Below are 23,621 nucleotides of genomic sequence, written 5' to 3' on the forward strand. Positions count from 1 at the left end.
TATAGTCATATTTAATACGTTATAATTTTCTTGACATTCCAGTGCAGAGGATAGTTTACAATTAAAATCGAAGGAGGCAATTATGTATAGAATAAGTCAGTTTTCTAAAATATCTGGTTTGACTGTAAAAGCTCTACGCTATTATGATAAAGAAGGTATTTTAGAACCGTCATTTAGAAATGAAGAAAATCAGTATAGATACTATGATGATGATAATTTGAAAAAAGCAATGCTTATTAAGTATTTACGCTCTTTAGATTTTTCTATAATAGAAATCAAAGAAGTTGTTGAAACTGTCAAAAACGAAGATGATTTAGTATATATCTTACAAGAAAAAATTAAATTTATTGAAATGAATATTTCAAGAGAAAAGAAACTCATACAGAAAATTAGCACGGCTACATCTTCATTAGAAATTACGCATGAGAATAACAAATACAAAATTGAAAACATTGAAATTCAAAAAATGCTTGTTGCTTCTATCAGATTCACTGGAAAGTATAGCGACCTTGATAAGTATGTCCCGTTGCTTTATAAAGCAGTAAAAAATAATAAAGATGGAAAACATTTTAACTGCTATTTTGATGAGGAGTATGTTAAAAATGCAGACATAGAATTATGTATACCTCTAAAAAAGCACATTACAGATACAAGTATTGAGTGTAAAGTATTACCTAAAATTAAAGCAATATGTACAAAACACTATGGTAGCTATGATACTTTATATCTTGCATATAAGGCTATGTTTGAATATGCTAATGCTAATAACTTGAAATTTTTGACTCCAAGTAGAGAAGTATATATCAAAGGGCCTGGTGCTATTTTCAGGGGAAATCCTGCTAATTATATAACTGAAATTATTTTGCCTCTTGAAATAATAGAAAAGGAGTAATTATGAAAAAATTAATTGAAAGTTTTGTTCCACAAGGCGGGAAACACTGTATTACTAATTCGCTGAAACAAATTTTTACTTATTATGGTTATCCAATGTCAGAAGAAATGTTATTCGGATTAGCATCAGGTATATCATTTCTATATTTAAATCAATCTGCCTCACCTATGATAAATGGAAGAACAAAAATATTTGAGTTTGAAAATAAACTTGCCAAACGATTAAACATAGAAATTAAATGTAAGTCTGGGAATAATTATTCTAAGATTTTTGACAGTACAAAACATTTGGTTGATACAAATAATCCAGTCCTAATTTATGTAGATATGCCTTATATGAAATATCTAGGAATGAACCAAAATAACCATTTTGGAGGTCATGCAGTCGTTTTATTTGGATATGATGAAACATCAAGAAAATTTTGGATAAGTGATAGAGATAATCATGATTATCCGATAAAAATTCCCTCTGGGCAAATATCTCAAGATTATCATATGGTCGATTACGATGAAATTGAAAAGGCACGCAGTAGTGTATATAGACCTTTTCCTGCAAACAATAAATATTTAATATTTGATTTTACTGGTTTCAGAGTGATTGATAAAGTAATTTTACAAGAAGCTATAAAAGAAACTTGTGATACAATGCTAGCCCCCCCAGCACAACTTCTGGGTATTAATGGAATCATGAAATTTTCAAAAGAAATACTAAAGTGGAAGCAATTTAGCTCAAACAAACTACGCTTGGCTGGGATAACAAATTATTTTCAAATCAGTAAAGATGGTGGAACTGGTGGTGGTATTTTCCGCAAGATGTATGGCGAGTTTTTAATTGAATCTGCTCCAATAATAAAAGATGAGAGACTATTTGTGATAGGTCAAAAGTTTATTGATGTTTCTGAACATTGGAACGAAATAGCTAATGATATGTGGGAATTATCTCAGACAGCTAATGTTGAACTTTTGAAGAAGATGTCTAATTCAATCTCACAAATTTATGATGATGAAAAAAATTTGTATTTATCATTAAAAACTACTGTAGATTAGAGGTTCTTAAGAACCTCCATTTCTATTTTTTCTGTTCTTTACACAAAAAAAGAAATGCTCCAAATTCTTATTTTGAAACATTCCCTGTACAGAATTTACTTGTATTCACTTATAATCTTATTTATATCTACCCCTTTACTACTCCATAGCTCTACAAAAGCTCTTCCATTAGCATTTTTATGTTTATATTTATTATAGTATTCATTTAAAGTCTCAAAGAATACTTTATCGCCAACTTCTTTTCTTATTTCATTAAAAGCTATTGCCCCTTTTGTATAAACATTTAAGCTGTATTCAGTAGAATTTTTATACTCATTTGTTGGCTTAAATATATTCTCACTCAAATAACTCTTTGTCTGTATTTCCATAGTCTTTAGAAGTTTATTTGCCATTTCTTTACCATATTTCTGTTCAAAATACACTATTGTAGAATATTCAGTAAGTGCTTCATCCAACCAAGGTTCACTTATTTCATCATTTCCAACAGCAGAATACCACCATTGATGTGCTGTCTCATGAGCAATAACATATTCAAGTAGAAATTCATTTTTTTCATTATATAAACTTTGGTCTATCATAACAAGCATAGGATATTCCATCCCACCTATAAAAAAATCACTTGCTACAACAGAGTATTCTTTGTATGGATATTTGCCAAATAATTCACTAAATATATCTATTGAGTCTTTTGCAGCTTCAGTTGCTTTTTTAGAAAGTTTTTTATTTAAATTGTATGTACTAATAGCTACTCCTTTTGAATCCACTTTATTTACATCAAATTTACTACTTAATATAAATGCAAAGTCTCTAACATTTTCAGCTTCTATTTCATATAACATCTTTTTATTGTCATGTTTGTCATTTATAAGTTTTCCTGTATGAGCAATTTTATATTTATTTGGAATCAATAGTTTCACATGAAAATCGCTAGTTTCACTATAAAATGGGTCCCCAATTGTTTCATAACTCTTTAAATTCCATCCTCTTTCATCATTAACACAAGCTATAGGAAACCAATTAGTAACATTTATAGTATTTTCTCCATATCCGAATCTTCCAACTGAATTTGGCATTTTTACATTATATTTTATGTCTAATGATATTTTTTCATTTGGTTTCAATTCTTTTCCTAATTCTATTTCTAATATATCATTTTTATCCCCTTTAATTTTATACTCCATTTTACTATTCTTATTTAATATATTCTTTATATCTATGTATCCTTCATTAAATCCATTAGGATAAGCTCTTGTCATTTCCTCTTTTTCAAAAGGAGCAAAATCTTTTTTGGAAAAAGCATTTGGATATATATGAAAATATACTTTATCCATATTTGATTTTGTATTATTTATGTACTCAACATTCTGATTACACATTAGCCTCTTAGTTTCATCATCAAATATAACATCCATATTATATTGATTTATCTTAGAATTATTTTTTTCTTTGTACGTTTCTAAACTGTCATCCTTTTCTATAAAGCAACCTATTATTAATACCACAAATAGAATTGCTACTGATAATGTTCTTCTTACTTTTTGGTTGAATTTTATAACCAAAATATCTCCTCCCTTTCAAAATGAATATTGCTAGAAAATATTTACATGCTAATCTTGTGACCTTTTATTTGTTTACAGACAAATATAATATAAAAAATGATATAATTTAATCTGAGGTGATAAAATGTTTTTCAAAGAAAGCAATGAAATAGATTTAGGTGAAATCACTATTCCCAATATCTTTATAGATATATTTATGCCAATGGCGGACGGGTTATACGTAAAAGTTTATCTTTTAGGTTATAGACAAGCATGTGATATTACTTCTAATCCTAAGTTCGACAATAATTCAATAGCCAAAAACCTAAATATACCTTTGTCTGATGTGTTATTTGCTTGGAAATTTTGGGAGGAAAAGAAGATTATAAAAATACATGACAATGGAGAATTTGATAGTTTTAATTATTCAATAGAATTTTTAGATTTAAAAAATTTCTATATTGAGAATATATTAGGTAATAATTCATCTATAAAATCTAATACAGATCAAGTTGTATCTACTTCTGAAAATCCAAGTATTAGAAAAATGTTCAATTCCATAAATAAAATAGTTGGCAGATATCTCGACCCAAGTGAAAAAATAAGTATTATGGATATAATGAATAAATACAATATGAGCCCTGATATGATACTTTGTGCTTATGAATACGTCAAAGATAAAACAGGTACATCAAAACCAGTTAAATACATTGAGGGTATTATCAGGAATTGGTATGATTCAAATTTATATACACCAAAAGATGTTGAAGACAGCTTTTTAGTTAGAAGTGAGAGATATATTTTATATAAAACCATTTTCAATGAGTTAGGATTTTCAAGACAACCATCAAAGTCAGAAAAAGAACTTATGGACAGTTGGTTTGATAAATTTGATATGGATATGGACTTGATAATAAATGCCTGTTCTAAGTCTAAAAATATTTCAAACCCAAGTATATCTTATATAAATGGTATAGTTAAAAATTGGAATGAAAAAAATATAAAAAATTTAAATGATTTAAAGCAAAAAGAGGAAGAACGTATAGTTAAGGAGAATATTAATAAGAAGCAGATTAATACTACTCAAAACAACAATACTTACAAGAAAACTAAGTTTCATAATTTCAACGAAACATTCACTCAGTATACCTCTGATGAACTCGATGAGATTATTAAAAAAAGTCAAAAAGAAAAGTTTAAGTAGGTGATTAAATGAATGAAGATAAAATAAGAAAAATACTTGCTAAATACGATAAGAAAAGAGATAATAACGAACTCTTATTAGAAAATAGAAAAAATGAGGTATATAATAGAATTCCAGAAATAAAATCTATAGATGATGAGATTTCTAAAATAGGCCTTAGCTTAGCTAGAATAGTACTTTTAAATCCTAAGTCTAAAGATGAAATTGTGAATAAATCTAAAGATACTATAGAATCTTTAAAGGTAAAGAAAGAAGAACTTTTAGTTGAAAATAACATACCTCTTGATTACCTAGAAATAAAGTTTCAATGTGCTTCTTGTAAAGACAAAGGTTTTTTACCTAATGGTGAAAAATGCTCTTGTCTTAAACAAGAAATTGTAAATGAAGCTTATAAAATGTCTAATTTAGATAGGATTTTAAGTCAGGAAAATTTTTCGAATTTTAACTTGAATATATTTTCTCCTAAAAAAGGTTCTAATGGAGAAATATCTCCTAGAGAAAATATGCTAAATAATTTAAGTATCTGCGAAAATTTTGTTCATGATTTCAAGAAAGATAATGATGAAAATCTACTGTTTTATGGTTCTACTGGACTGGGAAAAACATATATGTGCAATTGTATTGCAAAGGAATTATTGGACAAAGGAAATGTTGTAATCTATCAAACTTCTTTTAGAATATTAGATATTCTTGAAGACTATAAATTTAGAAGAGACACAAATAATCAGATAAGTGAAGATAATTATAAAAACTTGTTTGATTGTGATTTATTAATAATAGATGACCTTGGTACTGAACTTAATAACTCTTTTACTAGTGGAGAAATCTTCAACATTGTAAACACAAGACTAGTTACTGGTAAAAAAATTATTATCTCAACCAACTTAACACCATCCCAAATAGGAAACACTTATACTCAAAGAACTCTTTCTAGAATTTTAGACAAATTTAGGATTTTAGAATTTACTGGTGATGATTTGAGATGGGAAAGATTTAAATAAAATAGCCCTTAAAAAACATTTTTTTATTTTTAAATAGAGAGGTAAGAACAAACTTGCTTCTCTGTTTAAAACTTATACTAAAGAAACTAATCTCTCTGCTATAAGTACACTTCTAAAGTATTTTTAATACATCTAATTCTTTATATTACTTGTAATTTATCAATATTATAAACTTATCAGATTATATAATACTATTCTAAAAAGATTCTAAATTTTAATCTTAAAATTATATCATTATAAATAACTTAATACTTTATTGTAATTAAATTTAATTTTTCAATCAAAAAAAGATACTTAAAAGTATCCTGTAACATAGAAAATTATATTAATTTGAATTTATGTACTTTGTGGAGCTGGTGATAGGAATCGAACCTACAACCTGCTGATTACAAGTCAGCTGCTCTACCGTTGAGCCACACCAGCATATAATCTAGTATTCATCTCTAATTCAAAAATGGTGGGACTAACAGGGCTCGAACCTGTGACCCCCTGCTTGTAAGGCAGGTGCTCTCCCAGCTGAGCTATAGTCCCATACTGGTGACTCGTAGGGGAATTGAACCCCTGTTACCGCCGTGAAAGGGCGGTGTCTTAACCTCTTGACCAACGAGCCATAATTTGGTGATCTATCCGCGACTCGAACGCGGGACACCCTGATTAAAAGTCAGGTGCTCTACCGACTGAGCTAATAGACCACATTTTTTCGACTTTTTTCGTCGTTTCTTTCACTCACAAGTTATATTATAACTGCTGTACAATTTTTAGTCAATAGTTTTTTTATTTTTTTTAGCATATAATTAAAATCCTCTTGAACTACCTATTTTCAACAAGTATTTTAAATAAAATATGTAATTAGAATACAGAAATTCAACTTTAATTACACATAGAATATACATAAATAATTTTAACTGAATAAAAATTTAATACAAATCTAACACAAAAGAGTATCTCTAATAACTATAATCATTACCTTGAGATACTCTTTCCTTATTATTCATAACTTAAATTGTTTAATAAAATATTAAGCAAATATATTTTTTCTTATTATTGTTTGAGCTCTATTAGGCCCAACAGAAACCATGTCTACACTCACTCCGACCAACTCTTCTATTTTAGCTATATATTTCTTTGCATTTTCTGGAAGATTATCAAAATTATCTACTTGAGTTATATCTTCATTCCATCCGTCTAATTCTTCATATATAGGTTCACATTTTGCTAAATCATCTAATGATGCTGGGAAATCTGTTATTATTTTATCGCCCATTTTGTAAGATGTACAAACTTTTATCTTATCAAATCCAGTTAAAACATCTAGTAACATAAATGAGATACTAGTTAAACCATTAACCCTAGCTGCATACTTAACTATAACTGCATCAAACCATCCACATCTTCTTGGTCTACCAGTAGTTACTCCAAATTCATGACCTTGTTCTCTTATTTTATCACCAGTTTCATTTATTTGTTCTGTAACAAATGGTCCCTCTCCAACTCTTGTAGTATATGCTTTTACTATACCAACAACATCTTTTATCATATTTGGCCCTATACCTGCACCAATTGCAAATCCACCAGATGTTGGATGAGACGATGTAACAAATGGATATGTTCCTAAATCTAAATCTAATAAAGTTCCTTGTGCTCCTTCAAATAATACTTTTTTACCTGCTCTTACCGCATCATATACAATAACTGACGTATCTGCAACATATTTTCTTATCTGTTCTGCATATCCTATATATTCATTATATATAGTTTCAAAATCAAATAATTCTTCTTTTCCATATATATTTTTAACTATTTCATTTTTAGCATCTATCTGAGCTTTTAACTTTATAGCAAATTTATCTTTATCCATTAAATCACATATTCTTATTCCAGATCTCTCTGTTTTATCCATATAACAAGGTCCAATACCTTTTTTTGTTGTACCTATCTTTAAATCGCCTCTGGCTTCTTCTGACAATGCATCTAGCTCTTTATGATATGGGAATATGACATGGGCTCTATCGCTTATTTTTATATTTTCTGTACTTATATTATCCGCTTTAAACATTTCCAATTCTTCTAAAAATCCTTTAGGGTCAAATACTATACCATTTCCTATTATATTTACTGTTTTTGGATTTAATACTCCTGATGGAATTAAATGTAATGCATACTTCTTACCTTCCACAACTAATGTATGCCCTGCATTATTTCCACCTTGTCCTCTCACTACTACATCTGCTTGAGTAGCAAGATAATCTATAACTTTACCTTTACCTTCATCTCCCCATTGAGAACCAACAATTGCAACTGTTTTCATGTAATTCACCTCTATATTTTATATACTCTCGAACGCTTTACTTATTTATTCTATCAAACATTCGTATTTTTTTCAACTTTTTTAGCGTTCTCCAATATTTAACAAATACTTTTCTATTTTTGAAAATTCATCTTTCTCTATAATTTCTTTTTCATATTTTATAATTTTTTCCATAAATTTATCCACATCTAAAAGTTTTTCTAACTTACATATGTTAATTATATTTCCAAAGTTTGTATTAGTCATATTTATATAATACTGACTATCCACAATACTAGCATAAACAACAATCGATTCTTTTAGGTTATTATCAATTATTCTAAATAAGTTTATTTCATCAAGTACTTTAATTATATTGGGATATATACACTTTAAGCTTATTTTTTCCATATTATTCCTCCTAATAATTAACATTTATACACAGATAAAGCAAGCCAAAAGCTTGCTTTATCTACTTATTCACACTTATCAACAGGGCACCTGTGGATACTGTGGATAATTTTTTAGCTAAATTTCAATGTTTAGACATATTTAGTGACAGGTATCCACATTTTTCCTGTAGAAAGAAAGGATGTTCTGTGGATATTCGTTAGATTATAGGTCTCTCAACTTATCCCCAAATCTTTGAACTTCACCAAGCCAAACTAGTTCTACAGAACCAGTTTCACCATGTCTATTTTTTGCTATTATTACTTCTCCTATATTTTTACTCTCAGAATCAGCATGATAATATTCATCTCTATATAAGAACATAACTATATCTGCATCCTGCTCTATTGCTCCAGATTCTCTTAAGTCAGATAACATAGGTCTATGATCTGCTCTTTGTTCTGGTGCACGTGATAACTGAGATAATGCTACAACAGGACAGTTTAATTCTTTAGCTAAGACCTTTAGTGACCTTGATATTTTAGATATCTCCTGCTGTCTACTTTCATTATTGCCTTCACCTTCCATAAGTTGAAGATAATCAATAAGCACTAAGTCCAGACCTTTTTCTATTTTCAACTTCCTGCACTTTGACCTTAATTCTGATATTTTTATACCAGGAGTATCATCTATGTGTATTTTCGCATCTGATAACACCGCCATAGCATCTATAATTCTAGGCCAGTCATTATCATTAAGTGTTCCAGTCTTTATTTTTTTTAATTCTACACTAGACTGTGAAGATAGCATACGTTGTACTAATTGTTCTTTAGACATCTCTAAACTGAACACAGCTACAGAAGCATCACCTTTTAGGGCTGCATTTTGCACTAAGTTTAAAGAAAAGGCAGTTTTACCCATTGCTGGTCTAGCCGCAATTAATATTAAATCGGTCCTTTGAAGACCATTTATTTTTTTGTTTAAATCTTTAAAACCAGTAGTTATACCAGTCACATCACTCTTATTAGTGTATAACTTTTCTATCATATCATAGGCATCCATTAAAACTAAGTTTATAGATTTAAAATCATCACTAGTTTTCTCCTGTGATATATCAAATATACTCTTTTCAGCTTGTTCTAAAACATCTTCAATTTTAGTTGCTCCACTATATCCTAGATTTATTATTTCATTAGAAGCTTTTATAAGCTTTCTAAGCACAGACTTCTCTTTTACTATATCAGCATAGTATTTTACGTTTGAAGTCGTCGGTACTATAGTAGAAAGACTTGTAATATAACTGATTCCTCCAATATCATTAAGATGCCCTTGTTTTCTTAGTTCTTCTGTTAATGTTATCAAGTCTATAGGCTCACCTTTATTACTTAAAGTTATCATACATTCATATATTATTTTGTGAGCCTCTTTATAGAAATCATCAGGCTTTATAGTTTCTGTGACTGTTATTATAGCATCTTTATCTAGAAGTATAGAACCCAATATTGATTGTTCCGATTCTACACTATGAGGAGGAATTCTCGTCATATCTTCCATCTTTATCACCTCTAGTTATTACTGTTTTTCTTTTACATCTACTCTTATTTTAGTAGTTACTTTTTGATGTATTTTTACTTCTACAAAAGTTGAACCTAGGGCTCTTATTGGCTCATCTAATAATATTTTTCTTTTATCTACATCTATATCTTTTTGTTTCTTTAATTGCTCAGCAATCTCTTTAGCAGTTATTGAACCAAAAAGTCTTCCACCTTCTCCTGCTTTTGAATATATTTCTATATTAATTTCTTCCATTTGTTTACCTAATAAAACAGCTTCTTCATATTCTTTTTGTGCTTTTATTTCTTTAGACTTATTCTTTTCATTTAATTCTTTTATTGCTACATTATCTGCTTGCACAGCCATCTTTTTAGGAAATAAGAAATTTCTTGCATATCCATCACTTACTTCTTTCATTTCCCCTTTTTTACCAGTCCCTTTTACATCTTTTAATAATATAACTTTCATCTATTCTTCCTCCTCCAAATACTCCTCTATTATTTTATTTACCATCTTATAAGCTTCTTTTAGAGAAACATCTTTTAACTGTGCTCCAGCTATATCTATATGTCCCCCGCCTCCTAATTTCTCCATAAGCACATGTACATTTATCTGTCCTAAGGACCTTGCACTTATAAATATAGTATCATCTTTTTCACCTAATACAAAGGAAGCTTCTACTTCTTTTATGTTTAATAACTCATCAGCAGTTTGAGCTATTATAACATTTATACTATCTATTTCTGTACTTGAATATGCTAAACATATCCTATTATTAATTATTTTAGTACTTTGAATTATTTCAGCTTTTATTATGAAGTCTTTTACATCAGAATTGAAAAACTTTTTAACCTCAATAGTATCTGCTCCAACTTTTCTAAGATAAGAAGCTGCTTCAAAAGTCCTAACACCTGTTTTAAACGCAAAGTTTTTAGTATCTAGACTTATTCCTGCTAAAAGTCCTTCAGCTGTGAGTTTATTTATTGTTACATCTTCATCCATATATTGAACTAATTCTGTAACCATTTCACAGGTTGAAGATACATATATCTCATGGAATAAAAGTACCGCATCATTTATGAATTCTACACCTCTTCTATGATGGTCTATTACTACTATCTTCTCTGATAGCTTTAATAACTCTTCACATTCAGTATAATTAGGTCTATGAGTATCAACTACTACAACTAACGTATTTTTAGTACAGTTGTCAATAGCTTCTTCTTTTCCAATAAATAGTTTCTTATAATAATTATTTTCATTTATTTTATTTATAAATATTTCTATAGATTCATTTACAGAGTGTAAAACTATGTTTGCTGTTTTGTTACAGGATTTACATATATCATAAACTCCAACTGCCGCTCCCATAGCATCCATATCTGGATATTTATGTCCCATTATATAAACTTGGTCACTTTGTTGTATAACTTCTCTTAGAGCGTGACCTATCAATCTGGACTTTACTTTGGTTTTCTTTTCTACAGCTTTAGATTTTCCTCCATAAAATACAAATTTATCTTTTGTTTTTACAACAGCCTGATCACCACCTCTACCAAGTGCTAAGTCAAGGGCACCCGTAGCAAGTTTTAGGTTCTCATTTAATGTATCTCCATCTATACCAATTCCTATACTTATAGTAACAGGAAGATTATTTCCATAATCAATATGTCTTATTGTATCTAAAATAGAAAACTTCTCAGTTTCTAATTTTTTCAACTCTTTTTTATGCATTACCAAGAAAAATTTATCTTTTGAGGTTCTTCTCAATGCACCATTTGAATTTAATTCCAAAGCAGAAAGTATTTTTTCTACTTCAACATTAATTAAAGCCCTCTTATCTTCTGCTGCACTTTTTAATACTTCATCGTATCCATCTACTTGTATTAGCATCATTGCATTTTTTTCATCATCATAATCTTGTTTTACTTTTAAATATTCTGTCTTGTCTATCCAGTATAATATCATCAAATATTTAGGATTTTTTTCTTGATCATTTTTTATAACATTATAAATTATTGTATATTCTTTTTCTTTGTAGTTTATTTCTGTGTACATTTCTTTATTTTCATTTAATACTTTTCTTAAGTTAAGATTTTTAACTATATCTTCTATATTTTTATCAAGTAAATCTTTTTGACCAATCATATCATAAAACTTCCCATTGTACCACGATATATTTCCATCAAATTCTAAGATACACAGTGGTATTGGAAGGTTTATTATGGCTTTCTTGGTTGTCTCATCTATATCTAAAGATAAATTTTGAATATACTCTGTCCATTCATGACGTCTAATATTAGTTGTTCTCCAATTGTGAAAAACCATATATACAAAAATACAGAAAAATAAACACCCTACATACAAGTTGTAATAAAGCAAAATTATACTAGAAATACCAATAACAATTATATATAAATTTATTTCTGGCATATTTAATTTAAAGGTTTGTTTATTACTCATTTCTATCCTCCTAAGTGGATTTATAACTTCTCACCTTTCTAAAGTCAATTATACTATCTACCATACCAACAAAAGATATTCCCATAAATCCAAATAAACATAAAATTATCCCTGAAAGAAACATAATTTTATTTGGTCCCTGTCTTATCCATTTCTTTAAAAAATAGATACAAACTGCTATACCTTGAATTACAAACATTAAATTAAAAACTAGCTGTAAATTAGTCATTATTAATTCTGTATATAGTTTTGAACCAATAATTTGAATAAATAAGACTAATAAATAAAGTAAAAAAGTTGTGAGTATAGCATTTCCTGGTAAATAAAAATCTGCAAATTTAGGAAATCTTATATTCATCTTTGTAATTCTTTTGATAAAAAATACACTTAAATAATATGTTACAAATGCTGATAATAACCCTTGTAAAAATAGCATCATTGGTAGCATATTTGTAAAATAACTTACAATCTCATCTGGCTTCATTTTATCAAATAATTTAAGCTCAGCTGCTGAAAAACTATTTTTTTGAATATTTACAATTTCTGTTATCATCTTAGAAACTTCATCTAATAGGTTTACATTTAAAAATGTTTTTAATACAAAGAAATATACAAGCATTGAAAGTACAAATATTATCGTTCCACCATATATTGGTTCAAATTTATTACTATCTTCTTGTTCAAAACTTCTCTTTAACATCTTTCCTATTGCTATACCTGGTAAAGAATACATTATACATATATTTAATGCATAAGAAATGTCTGCAAATAGAATTAGTACACAAAATGTAATCAAAATAGATATAAAAGAATACTTTCTATCAGTAATAGCACCTATAATTACATATGGAACAGCTGCTAATATACTAAACATTCCTAGCATTGGAATATAGGCTATCACTAAAGCGATTATTATAGCTAAAATTATTATAGACATTGCTTTAGATAGTCTAATTTTATTATTCAATTTAATATCACTCCCTATTGTCCATATGTTTTTTTAAATTAGATAAATCTCCATACCATCTTTCAACACTATGGTCTTCATCTATACCAATTTTTATTTTTTCTTTGACTTTATAATCCACATCTCTAAAACTAATTCCTAATCTCTTTGCTAAGAGATATGTTATCATTATTATATTTGCTAGAGTATCTTGAATTGCTTCATCTAAAGGTTTTACCCCTTTAAATAATAAGTTAAACAAATCACTTACACTCATTAATATTTCTGTTTTCATCCATTCTATTATCTTTATGTTTCTCGTTATCTCAGAACCTTTATCTATTTTCACGTTTACAACCCTCCTTAATATATAATATTATATCATAAATAATAATATATTTAAGTATATAAACAAAAAAACGAGCTTTATAGCTCGCCTCATTTAGATATATAAATACCTATAATAAAAAATGAGCACAAGGCTCATTTTTTTAGTCTAATGTATATGGTAAAAGTGCTATATTTCTAGATCTTTTTATAGCAACTGTTAATTCTCTTTGATGCTTAGCACAAGTTCCAGATATTCTTCTTGGTAATATCTTTCCTCTTTCAGTTATATACTTTTGTAATCTCTGAGTACTTTTGTAATCTATTTTAGCGTTTTTGTCAGCACAGAATTGACAAACTCTTTTTTTCTTACGTCTTTTTTTATTCATCATGACTTTTTTCCCTCCTTTTTAAAATGGTATATCGTCATCATCTATAGCTTGGAAACCTTGTGGGTCTAGACCTTGAGGTTCAAAGCTTGGCTCAAAAGCTGGAGCACTCTCTCTATATGAATTTTCCGATTTATTCTTACTATCCAAAGCTTGTACTGATCTAGTACTTACTTTTGTAAAAGTTCTCTTTTCACCTGATTGTGTCTGATAATTGTCTACTCTTATAGATCCTTGCAATGCAACTAATCTACCTTTAGTTATGTAGTTAGCACAAAATTCAGCAGATTTACCCATTACTTCAACAGGTATAAAATCAGTTTCTTTAGATCCATCTTTTTTTACATAGTCTCTATCAATGGCTATTGTAAAGGATGCCACTGGTGTTCCTGTACCTGGGATGTATCTTAATTCAGGGTCTTTAGTTAATCTTCCCACTAATACAACTTGATTCATAAAAACACCACCTATTTTTTATAATAAAACCCAGTTATTAAGCAACAACTATCATGTGTCTTATTACGTTTTCATTTATCTTTAAGTTTCTGTCTATCTCTTTAGGAACGTCTACTGCTGATTTAAAGTTAACTAATACGTAAAAACCTTCTGTAAACTTAGCTATTGGATAAGCTAATTTTTTAGTTCCCCAAGTATCAACTTTAACTATTTCTCCGTCAGTTGCAACAACTTCCTTAACTTTGTTTAGTATAGCCTCTCTTACTTCTTCATCAGAGTTTGGCTTTACCACATAAACTAATTCATAATTTCTCACTATAATTCACCTCCCTTTGGACTTAACGGCTCTACACTCTTAGAGCAGAGAAATGAGACTAAAATCTCATACCTACACATTTTATCATTTATTCTCATTTATGTCAATTTAAATTTTGGACAAAGTTTAATATAAGGTAAATTATATATTCTTAAATTAACAAGGGATGGCAATAGCCATCCCCTATAATATATCTATATAAGTTATTATTTTTAATTAAGCTTCAACACCCATAGCTTCTTTTAAAACTGATGCTATATTTTTTATACCTTCTATTATTTTTTCTTCTGGCATATTTGAATAGTTAAGTCTGAAAGTATTTTCTCTACCACCATTAGGGAAGAATCCTCCTCCAGCAACATAAGCAACATTCTTTTCTAAGCATTTTGGCATTAATTCTTTAGCATTTAAGTTACTTGGAAGCTCTACCCATGTAAATAATCCACCTTCTGGATGAGTAAATACTAATCCTTCTGGGAATTCTTCTTCCATAGTCTTAAGCATTACATCTCTACGTTTAATATAAACTGCTTTAATTTTTTCAACGTGTGCATCTAAGTCATACATATCCATGAATTTACTTACTTCCATTTGAGATATAGTTGATGCTTGTAAGTCTGCACCTTGTTTTGCAAAGTTAAATTTAGATAATATTTCTGGAGAAGCACAAGTCCATCCTAATCTGTATCCTGGGCAGAATATTTTAGAGAAAGTTCCTAAGAATATTACTAATCCTTTTGTATCCATTGATTTTAAAGATGGTAAAGATTCTCCTTCAAATCTTAAATCTCCATATGGATTATCTTCTATTACTGGTATTTCAAATTTGTTTACTATTTCCATGAATTTTTTACGTCTTTCAAGTGGCCAAGTTCTTCCTGTTGGATTTTGGAAGTCAGGAATTACGTAAATCATTTTTATTCTATCAGTTGTTTCTAGTATTTTTTCTAATTCTTCCATTATCATTCCGTTAGAATCAGTTGGAACGTCTATGAATTTAGGTTGATAAGATTTAAATGCGTTTATAGCTCCTATGTAAGATGGGCTTTCACATAAAATTACATCACCTTCATCAATAAATACTTTTCCTGCAAAATCTAGACCTTGTTGAGAACCACTTGTAACTAATATATCATCTTTGTCTACATTAGTTTGATTTTTCTCATTCATTCTAGCTGCTATTTTCTCTCTTAATGGTTCATATCCTTCTGTTGTAGTGTATTGCATAGCTGATCTTCCATTTTCTTCAAGCACTGCAACTGATACTTTTTTCATTTCTTCAACTGGAAATAATTCTGGAGCAGGCATTCCACCAGCAAAAGATATTATTTGTGGTTGTTGAGTAAGTTTTAAAAGCTCACGTATTTCAGATCCTTGTAAACCTTCCATTCTTCTTGCATATTTAATTGCCATAATTAAAGCACCCCCATGAAAATGTTTTCTTCATTTTCTATTATACCAAAATTTTGGATATTAATATACGGTATTTGACATTTTTTAAATGTTAAATTTATATCATTCTTTTATTAGCTTTTTTACTCTCTTTTCTAAAGTCTCTCTATCAAGCATTATTAACCTTGAACACTTAGTACATTTTATCTTTATATCCATTCCAGTTCTTATGATTTCGAATTCTTTACATCCACATGCATGTTGTTTTTTTAATTCGACAATGTCTCCTATTTTTAAATCCATTGGCATAAATAATTAGCCTCCTAATCTAGCTTCTCTGCTTCTTTCGAACCATCTTCTAATTTACTTATACAATAAATTCCTTTTATATCTACATTATTTTCAGTTAAAATTGTTTTTATCTTTTCCATGTCTTCAAAAGAAAATTTAATTGATATTCCACAACTTGCTGTTATTTCTCTTGGTGTTGGAAGAGCCATTACCTTTAGACCATTTTCACCAAATAACTTTTCTGATCTTATTGCATGATGTGTCGAATTAAATGACACTATATACATCTGATTCATTGCTTAATCCTTTCTGACTATCTGTTTTTCTTTAAGTTAATCATTATTATTAGTTTTTATATTATTAAACAAACATACATTATATAGAAATAGTATTTGATGCATTCTTTAATGTTTCAACTATAGTATACATATTTGTAACTGAACCTACTTGTAGTTTGTCTTTTAAATTGTAGTAGTCTAAACAAGTACCACAAGATAAGACTTCTACGCCTTCATTTTCAAGTATTTTTAAATTTTCTATAGTTTCTTCATTTTCAGCACTTAGTGTTACTCCTCCATTAACTAAAAGTACATATTTAGGATAAGGCTTAGATTCTGTCAAAGTATATATAAATCCTTTTATTAATACTTTCCCTAATTCATCATTTCCAAGTCCCATTTTGTCTGAAGATATAAATACACATGTATCTTCTAGTTCACATTCTTTCTTGTCTACATTATTTTGTTTATCTAAGATATTTTGACCTTTTATAATTTCTATAGATATAAAATTCTCTTTTTCATCAACAATATTTGCCTCACAATTTAAAGATTTAGCAAGTTTTAATACATTTTCTTTAGCTGTTTCATTGTCGACTGTTGTAACTACAATACCTTCTTCTATGTTATCCAATTCTTTTTTTGTGTTTATAACTGGTTTAGGACAAGCAAGTCCTCTAGCATCTATTTTTATACTCATTGTTTGATTCATCTCCTTAAAAATATTCATACAATTTATATTTTATCATAGATGTTATCTTGCTTGTTATAGATTGTTTCTATAGCCTTATAGGTTTATTTTTTTACATTATTTCTAAATTTTTATACATAAATACACCTTTTTGATAATATTCTAACTCTTTTTCTTTTGAAATACTTGAATATAATTGACCTAAATCTATATATAAATTAGCCAATATTCTACTATTTCCTAAGTCTGATACTATTTTTATACATTTAATTAAATACTCAATTGCAAGGGTAATTTCATTTTGATTTTTATACATATTAGAATAGAATTTTAATGCTTTATATTCATTGAACTTATTTTTATTTTTTATTGATGAAGCTAAAGCTATTTTGCAATATTTTCTAGCTAAATCATAATCTTCTTTATCTATATATGCTTCTATTATCTTAAATAAACCTGACATCATGTATTCGTCTTCATCATTTTTCTTTATATCATATACCTTTTGTGAATATTCAAGTACTCTATCTGTCTCACCTATTTTTCTGTAAACATCACAAATTGTTAAATATACATTTGCTAATCCAGTTTTATTATCTTCATTTTCAAGTATCTTTAACGCTTTTTTAAAATAATCTTTTGATTCTTCATATTTTCCTATTTCAAGCATATTATTTGCTTTTAACACCAAAATATCGACATCTTCTTTTCTATCATTTCTATTATCTATTTCATTTATTTTATCTATGTACTTCAATGACATATTTGGATTATCTAATTTTATGTAGCAATATGCCATCTTACTGTATAGTTCCTTGTATATGTTAACATCCTCAAACTTACTCTCTAACAAAATTTCCTCTGCAAAATTAAAGTGGCTTATAGCACCTTTATAAAAGTCTTCTTGCATGTATATTTTTCCTATGTTTAAATAGCACTTAAGTATATTTTCACTATCACTATTTTTTATAAAGAAGTATAATGCCTTTTCAAAGTTTTCTATAGCATCATTATAATCAGATTTTTTTAGATTAATATTAGCCATTAAAAAATTACATCTGCCATAGTTCTCCATTAAATCGTATCTCTTACATATATCTAAAACTTCTTTTATTTGGTCCTCAGCCTTGTTTAGTTCATTTTCTTTTATATATATTTCGCTCTGTAGTATTAAATTATCAGTTATCTTTTTTGACTGCATTTCTTTGGTTTCTAATAAGTACTCTACACTTACATCTAACTTATCGCCTAGATATTCCAACAGTTCATAGCTAGTATGAGATTTATCCCTCTCTATATGGCTTATTTGTGCTGCTGTTATCCTATCTCCAGCTAATTCTTTTAATGTCATGTTTTTTTCTTTTCTTAATTTTTTAATCTTTTCTCCTAAGCTCAAAATTTCCATACTATTCCCACCTTTTGAAGACATTTTTTTATAATATAATTATAACTTATATTTATTTTAAAAACACTACTTTTATTTTACAATATTTTCTGTGTACATTAAATGATTTCCCATAAAAATGACTAAAATTTAGTTTATTTTGAATTTAATTAATTTAAATAAATCATTTTTTAAATTTGTTACTATTTTGTATTCATATATTTGCTCATAACGACTATAATTATATATAAGAATAGTTTTTATGAGAGGAGAAATTTTTATGAAAAATAAGAAAATAATGTTAGTGTTAAGTATATTATCTATATCTATATTTGCAATTGGTTGTACTAATGCTCAAGTTGGTAATGATACACCTAAAAAAGAAGCTAAGAGTAATACAAATGTTGAGCAACCAAAAGAGGAAAACAATACTGAAAAAGAGGCACCTGATAAAAAAGCTACATCTACTCCAAAAGAGGAAAAGAAAACTCAATCAGCTGTTATTTATTCTTTTGATGTAGATAAAACAGATTTAATAGAAAACAAGATTGACTTAAATAAAGTTGATGAAAATACTTTATTTGAGGAACTTCAAAAACTTAAAGTTGTTCCAGAATCTTCAAAACTAAATTCATTTACTACAAAAGATATTGATGGTGTAAAAACTGGTATATTAGATGTTAACTCTGATTTTACAAATTCAAACTTAGGTAGTGATGCAGAAACTTTAATGCTTGATTCAGTTGCTCGTACTTACATAAAAAATATGAATGTTGAACAAATAAAAATTACTGTTGATGGTGGTAATTATGAAAGTGGTCATATAGTTCTTGAAGAAGGAGATTACTTAAAGTAATTTTTTAAGATATACTTAAGCCATGCTATTACAAGAAAATAGTGTAGATTGTACAATCTACACTATTTTTATATTCTTATATTATTTAATTATTATATGCTACTTGTTTTTTGAAATTTTATTTAGAGCTTCTACCGCTTTATCTATTTCATCTTTTGTATTGAAATATCCTATGCTGAATCTTACTGCACCTTGTTTTAAAGTACCTAAAGTAGTATGCGCTAGTGGAGAACAATGTATTCCTGATCTAGTTGCTATATTATAATCACTATCTAGTAAAAAAGTAACCTCTCCAGAATCCATGTTTCCTATATTTATAGCTATTACTGATGCTCTTTTTTTACTATCTTTTGGTCCATATATCTTTATATCTGGCACTTCCTCTAATTTGTCTATCATATATTGACATAATTCTTCTTCATGTTGTCTTATATTGTTGATTCCTCTTTCAAATATAAATAATACGCCTTGGTTAAGACCTGCTATTCCAGGGGTATTATGAGTCCCTGATTCATATTTATCTGGGAACAATTCTGGTTGAACCATTTCTTCTGATTTACTACCTGTTCCACCTTCTTTTAATATATTTAAATTTAAACCATCTCTTACATATAATATACCTGTTCCTTGAGGTCCAAATAAGCATTTATGACCTGGCATTGCCAACATATCTATATTACATTCATTTACATCTATGTCATAAACACCTGCCGTTTGTGACGCATCTACTAAAAACAGTATATTATGTTTTTTAGCTATTTCTCCAACCTTTTTTATATCTATTAAGGTACCACATACATTAGATGCATGTGTTGTTACAATCAATTTAGTATTTTTCTTTATTGATTTCTCTAATTCATCATAATCTAAAAATCCCTCATAATCGCATTTTACTACAGTATTTTCAACACCTTTTTTTTCCAATGATTTTATAGGTCTTATTACTGAATTATGCTCCATAGATGTTGTTATGACATGGTCTCCTTCTTGTAATACACCCTTTATTGCTAAATTTAAGGAATCTGTAGCGTTAGATGTAAATACTATACTCATAGGATTACTCACATTAAACAACTTAGCTATATTCTCTCTTGTATCATATATTTCCCTAGCAGCTCTCATAGCAAGTTTATGTCCAGCTCTACCTGGATTTGCACAGTAGTTTTTCATGCAATCTAAAACAGCATCATACACTCTTTCTGGTTTTGGATATGTAGTTGCAGCATTATCTAAATAAATCATAACAATCTTCCTCTCTGTTTTATAGTTTTGTTCTATTCAAGAAGCATTGATACAATACTATTTAAATCATCATCATTATAGTATTCTATCTCTATTTTGCCTTTTTTCTTTCCTTTGGAAATATTTACCTTAGTTCCAAAGATATTTCTAAGTTTATCTTCTACATCCAAGATAAATACATCTTTAGGCTTAGATTTTTTTGGTACTTCTTCTTTGTTTTCAGATATTTTTTTAGCTATATTTTCGACTTCTCTTACAGAAAGCTCTTCTTCCTCTATTTTTTTTGCTATTTGTAGTTGTAAATCCTTATCTACAATTCTCAACAATGCCTTACCATGCCCTGCTGTAATTCTACCACTATCTATCATTTCTATGACATCTTGTCCAAGATTTAAAAGTCTCAGTGTATTGGTTATATGAGGTCTACTTTTACCAACAGCTTCTGATATTTCCTCTTGAGTTACATTATAATGCTCTATTAAACTTTTATATGCTAGAGCCTCTTCTATTGAGTTTAAATCTTCTCTCTGTAAATTTTCAATTAAAGCTATCTCCATTATATCTTTCATATCTATATCTTTAATTATAGCAGGTATTTTACTTTTATTTGCAAGTTTTGATGCTCTAAATCTTCTTTCCCCTGCTATTATCATATACTTATCATTTTCATCCTTCTTAACTACTATTGGTTGTAATACACCATAGTTTTTTATAGAATCAGACAACACTTTTATCTTTTCTTCATCAAATTGTTTTCTAGGCTGAACTTCGTTTGGATATATTTCGTCTATATCTATGTTGACTATCTCTTTTTCTGAAGTTTCTCCTTTAATCTCTGGTATCAATGCACTAAGACCTCTACCCAATCTGTTACTTCTTTTAGACTTATTCTCCATACTACTATTCCTCCTCTTCTAAATCTATAAATTCTTCTGCTAGTTCCAAATAAGCTATAGCCCCCCTACACCTTCTATCATAGTAAATAACAGGTTTCCCATGACTTGGAGCTTCTGCAAGTCTTACATTTCTTGGAATTAGGGTCGTATATACACTTCCTTTAAAATATTTTTTGACTTCTTCAACTACTTGTATTGATAGATTCGCTCTCCCATCAAACATACTTAAAACAACACCTTGAATCTCTATGTCTGCATTTAATCTTGATTTTACTAATCTTATAGTCTCCATCAATTGACTAACACCTTCTAAAGCATAATATTCACATTGTATAGGAATTAAAACACTATCTACAGCAGTTAAACAATTTATTGTAAGCATCCCAAGTGAGGGTGGACAATCCAAAAATATATAATCATATTCATCTGCTACTGCTCTTATGGAATTTCTTAAAATATACTCTCTATTACTTTTAGATGTAAGTTCTATTTCTGCACCTGATAGCTCAGTAGCTGATGGAACTAAATCTATATTTTCAAACTCAGTATTTATTATTGCTTCTTTAATATGTAACCCATCTAACATAATTTCATAGATTGTATTTTCCACTTCGTTTTTATTAATACCATATCCACTAGTTGTATTTCCTTGAGGGTCCAAATCTAATACTAATATTTTCTTCCCCAAAGTTCCTAAACTAGCACTTAAGTTTACATTTGTTGTAGTTTTTCCGACTCCACCCTTTTGATTGAATACAGCTATAACTTTGCCCATGATGTTCCCCCCCCTTTAAGAATTGAATTAATTTTAAATGTTGACTAGGTGTTTTTATAATTACAAATAATGTCTATAAATCAATTTATATTACAAGGCTTATATTACAAAAAAAGATTACTGGTAAGCAGTAATCTCTATTTTTTAGGGATTTTTACAACAACTTCCATATAATCTCCCTTATCTATTTCATTATACTTAGCATCAATTCCTGTATTTGATATAGCATCAAAGGCCTGCTTTATAGTATTTATGTAAATTCTTATACTCATAGCACCCTTTATATTCTGTTTTTTATCAGGCTCTTCTTGAACTTTAGTTTCTTCTAATATCTCTTGTATCAATTTCTCTGTTTTTTTAACAGTCAATTCATTTTTTATAACTTTTTCTAGTACACTTTGCATTAAATCTTCACTTGGTAGTTTAAGGAATGCTCTAGCATGTCTTTCTGTTAAGTTATTTTCTATCAACTTCATTTTTATGTTGTTTGGAAGCTTTAATATTCTAAGCTTGTTTGCTACAGTAGATTGATTTTTGCCCAATTTTTCTGCTAATTGCTGTTGAGTAAAAGCATGTTCTTTTATTAAGTTTTCATAACCAATTGCTTCTTCAATGAAATTTAAGTCTTCTCGTTGCAAATTTTCTAATAACGCTAGAACAGCAGAAGACTCATCATTCATATTATTTATAATCGCTGGTACAGTTTTAAGTTCTGCTAATTTAGCCGCTCTTAATCTTCTTTCTCCAGCAATTAATTCATATTTGCCATCTTTTGCTCTAACTGTTATAGGTTGAATTATACCATATACCTTTATAGAATTACTCAATTCCTCCAATGAAACTTGTGAAAATATTTTTCTTGGTTGGTATGGATTTGGAACTACATCTTCTATAGGTATCTCCATAACTCTTTTATCTTCCATAACATACCTCTCTTATTTTAGATATAAATATTTTTGTTCTCTATATGTACATACAAATTTATTTCTGCATCCACTTTAATAATT

General features: G+C 28.4%; 25 protein-coding genes and 4 tRNA genes. 5 read left to right on the plus strand and 24 right to left on the minus strand.

Annotated elements, in window-relative coordinates; all coding sequences use genetic code 11:
• Window positions 1-82 precede the first annotated feature (82 nt).
• Together ACTG45_RS19690 and ACTG45_RS19695 are read left to right on the plus strand one after the other, a co-directional pair.
• Complete coding sequence (locus ACTG45_RS19690; RefSeq protein ID WP_021386622.1) at window positions 83-892, plus strand: MerR family transcriptional regulator; 810 nt, start codon at window positions 83-85, stop codon at window positions 890-892.
• 2 nt (window positions 893-894) lie between these two features.
• Window positions 895-1,938 carry a BtrH N-terminal domain-containing protein gene (locus ACTG45_RS19695; RefSeq protein ID WP_021386602.1) on the plus strand — a complete coding sequence of 348 codons (1,044 nt, stop codon included), beginning with the start codon at window positions 895-897 and terminating at the stop codon, window positions 1,936-1,938.
• A 95-nt stretch (window positions 1,939-2,033) separates the two neighbouring features.
• Here ACTG45_RS19695 and ACTG45_RS19700 read toward each other — a convergent pair whose 3' ends face one another.
• The gene (locus ACTG45_RS19700) at window positions 2,034-3,497 is read right to left on the minus strand and encodes a M1 family metallopeptidase (RefSeq protein WP_052328897.1); all 1,464 of its coding nucleotides are present in this window, start codon (window positions 3,495-3,497) and stop codon (window positions 2,034-2,036) included.
• 124 nt (window positions 3,498-3,621) lie between these two features.
• Here ACTG45_RS19700 and ACTG45_RS19705 point away from each other — a divergent pair, with 124 nt between their 5' ends.
• Together ACTG45_RS19705 and ACTG45_RS19710 are read left to right on the plus strand one after the other, a co-directional pair.
• Window positions 3,622-4,680, plus strand: a complete 1,059-nt coding sequence (locus ACTG45_RS19705; protein ID WP_479919632.1) for a DnaD domain protein — start codon at window positions 3,622-3,624, stop codon at window positions 4,678-4,680.
• 8 nt (window positions 4,681-4,688) lie between these two features.
• The gene (locus ACTG45_RS19710) at window positions 4,689-5,681 is read left to right on the plus strand and encodes an ATP-binding protein (RefSeq protein ID WP_021386587.1); all 993 of its coding nucleotides are present in this window, start codon (window positions 4,689-4,691) and stop codon (window positions 5,679-5,681) included.
• Window positions 5,682-6,029: 348 nt separating this feature from the next.
• Here the strand turns inward: ACTG45_RS19710 and ACTG45_RS19715 are convergent.
• The 19 genes from ACTG45_RS19715 to rstA all read right to left on the minus strand — a co-directional run bounded on the left by ACTG45_RS19715 (window position 6,030) and on the right by rstA (window position 18,866).
• Window positions 6,030-6,104 (minus strand) — tRNA-Thr (locus ACTG45_RS19715).
• Window positions 6,105-6,136: 32 nt separating this feature from the next.
• Window positions 6,137-6,212: transfer RNA gene (locus ACTG45_RS19720), tRNA-Val, on the minus strand.
• A 4-nt stretch (window positions 6,213-6,216) separates the two neighbouring features.
• A tRNA-Glu gene (locus tag ACTG45_RS19725) sits at window positions 6,217-6,291 on the minus strand.
• Between the two features lie 6 nt (window positions 6,292-6,297).
• A tRNA-Lys gene (locus ACTG45_RS19730) sits at window positions 6,298-6,373 on the minus strand.
• Window positions 6,374-6,699: 326 nt separating this feature from the next.
• Window positions 6,700-7,989, minus strand: coding sequence for an adenylosuccinate synthase (locus tag ACTG45_RS19735; protein ID WP_021386596.1), 1,290 nt, complete (start codon window positions 7,987-7,989; stop codon window positions 6,700-6,702).
• Window positions 7,990-8,070: 81 nt separating this feature from the next.
• Window positions 8,071-8,379 (minus strand): hypothetical protein, encoded by a 309-nt coding sequence (locus ACTG45_RS19740; protein ID WP_021386560.1) that lies wholly within the window; start codon window positions 8,377-8,379, stop codon window positions 8,071-8,073.
• Window positions 8,380-8,583: 204 nt separating this feature from the next.
• Window positions 8,584-9,912 carry a replicative DNA helicase gene (dnaB, locus tag ACTG45_RS19745; protein ID WP_021386564.1) on the minus strand — a complete coding sequence of 443 codons (1,329 nt, stop codon included), beginning with the start codon at window positions 9,910-9,912 and terminating at the stop codon, window positions 8,584-8,586.
• Window positions 9,913-9,930: 18 nt separating this feature from the next.
• A complete protein-coding gene (gene rplI / locus ACTG45_RS19750; protein WP_021386595.1) occupies window positions 9,931-10,380 on the minus strand; it encodes a 50S ribosomal protein L9 in 450 nt (149 codons plus the stop codon).
• Entirely contained in the window at window positions 10,381-12,375 is a 1,995-nt protein-coding gene (locus ACTG45_RS19755) for a DHH family phosphoesterase (RefSeq protein WP_021386606.1), read from the minus strand.
• Between the two features lie 10 nt (window positions 12,376-12,385).
• Window positions 12,386-13,342, minus strand: coding sequence for a YybS family protein (locus ACTG45_RS19760; RefSeq protein WP_021386569.1), 957 nt, complete (start codon window positions 13,340-13,342; stop codon window positions 12,386-12,388).
• 7 nt (window positions 13,343-13,349) lie between these two features.
• Window positions 13,350-13,670, minus strand: a complete 321-nt coding sequence (locus ACTG45_RS19765; RefSeq protein ID WP_003420530.1) for a MazG-like family protein — start codon at window positions 13,668-13,670, stop codon at window positions 13,350-13,352.
• A gap of 142 nt (window positions 13,671-13,812) precedes the next feature.
• Entirely contained in the window at window positions 13,813-14,040 is a 228-nt protein-coding gene (gene rpsR / locus ACTG45_RS19770; protein ID WP_021386573.1) for a 30S ribosomal protein S18, read from the minus strand.
• Between the two features lie 18 nt (window positions 14,041-14,058).
• Window positions 14,059-14,493, minus strand: a complete 435-nt coding sequence (locus ACTG45_RS19775; protein ID WP_021386628.1) for a single-stranded DNA-binding protein — start codon at window positions 14,491-14,493, stop codon at window positions 14,059-14,061.
• A 37-nt stretch (window positions 14,494-14,530) separates the two neighbouring features.
• Window positions 14,531-14,809: a 30S ribosomal protein S6 gene (gene rpsF, locus ACTG45_RS19780; RefSeq protein WP_003420522.1), complete on the minus strand. Its 279-nt coding sequence runs from the start codon at window positions 14,807-14,809 to the stop codon at window positions 14,531-14,533.
• Window positions 14,810-15,025: 216 nt separating this feature from the next.
• The gene (locus ACTG45_RS19785) at window positions 15,026-16,222 is read right to left on the minus strand and encodes an aminotransferase-like domain-containing protein (protein WP_021386598.1); all 1,197 of its coding nucleotides are present in this window, start codon (window positions 16,220-16,222) and stop codon (window positions 15,026-15,028) included.
• Between the two features lie 102 nt (window positions 16,223-16,324).
• On the minus strand, window positions 16,325-16,510 hold the full coding sequence (locus ACTG45_RS19790) for a DUF951 domain-containing protein (protein WP_021386561.1): 186 nt from the start codon (window positions 16,508-16,510) through the stop codon (window positions 16,325-16,327).
• Between the two features lie 14 nt (window positions 16,511-16,524).
• A complete protein-coding gene (locus ACTG45_RS19795; protein WP_021386600.1) occupies window positions 16,525-16,788 on the minus strand; it encodes a putative Se/S carrier protein in 264 nt (87 codons plus the stop codon).
• A gap of 79 nt (window positions 16,789-16,867) precedes the next feature.
• Complete coding sequence (gene yedF / locus ACTG45_RS19800) at window positions 16,868-17,470, minus strand: sulfurtransferase-like selenium metabolism protein YedF (protein ID WP_021386623.1); 603 nt, start codon at window positions 17,468-17,470, stop codon at window positions 16,868-16,870.
• A gap of 103 nt (window positions 17,471-17,573) precedes the next feature.
• Window positions 17,574-18,866: a toxin production/motility transcriptional repressor RstA gene (gene rstA / locus ACTG45_RS19805; protein WP_021386565.1), complete on the minus strand. Its 1,293-nt coding sequence runs from the start codon at window positions 18,864-18,866 to the stop codon at window positions 17,574-17,576.
• A 259-nt stretch (window positions 18,867-19,125) separates the two neighbouring features.
• Between rstA and ACTG45_RS19810 the strand changes: the two genes are divergently transcribed.
• Window positions 19,126-19,701, plus strand: coding sequence for a GerMN domain-containing protein (locus tag ACTG45_RS19810; RefSeq protein ID WP_021386629.1), 576 nt, complete (start codon window positions 19,126-19,128; stop codon window positions 19,699-19,701).
• A gap of 99 nt (window positions 19,702-19,800) precedes the next feature.
• Here ACTG45_RS19810 and ACTG45_RS19815 read toward each other — a convergent pair whose 3' ends face one another.
• The 4 genes from ACTG45_RS19815 to noc form a co-directional block, all read right to left on the minus strand.
• Complete coding sequence (locus ACTG45_RS19815) at window positions 19,801-20,943, minus strand: aminotransferase class V-fold PLP-dependent enzyme (RefSeq protein WP_021386579.1); 1,143 nt, start codon at window positions 20,941-20,943, stop codon at window positions 19,801-19,803.
• 32 nt (window positions 20,944-20,975) lie between these two features.
• Complete coding sequence (locus ACTG45_RS19820) at window positions 20,976-21,839, minus strand: ParB/RepB/Spo0J family partition protein (protein WP_021386586.1); 864 nt, start codon at window positions 21,837-21,839, stop codon at window positions 20,976-20,978.
• 4 nt (window positions 21,840-21,843) lie between these two features.
• Window positions 21,844-22,614, minus strand: a complete 771-nt coding sequence (locus ACTG45_RS19825) for a ParA family protein (RefSeq protein ID WP_021386631.1) — start codon at window positions 22,612-22,614, stop codon at window positions 21,844-21,846.
• Between the two features lie 137 nt (window positions 22,615-22,751).
• Window positions 22,752-23,537, minus strand: coding sequence for a nucleoid occlusion protein (gene noc / locus ACTG45_RS19830; RefSeq protein WP_021386567.1), 786 nt, complete (start codon window positions 23,535-23,537; stop codon window positions 22,752-22,754).
• Window positions 23,538-23,621: the final 84 nt, after the last annotated feature.

This window comes from Clostridioides sp. LIBA-7602 (assembly GCF_056688945.1).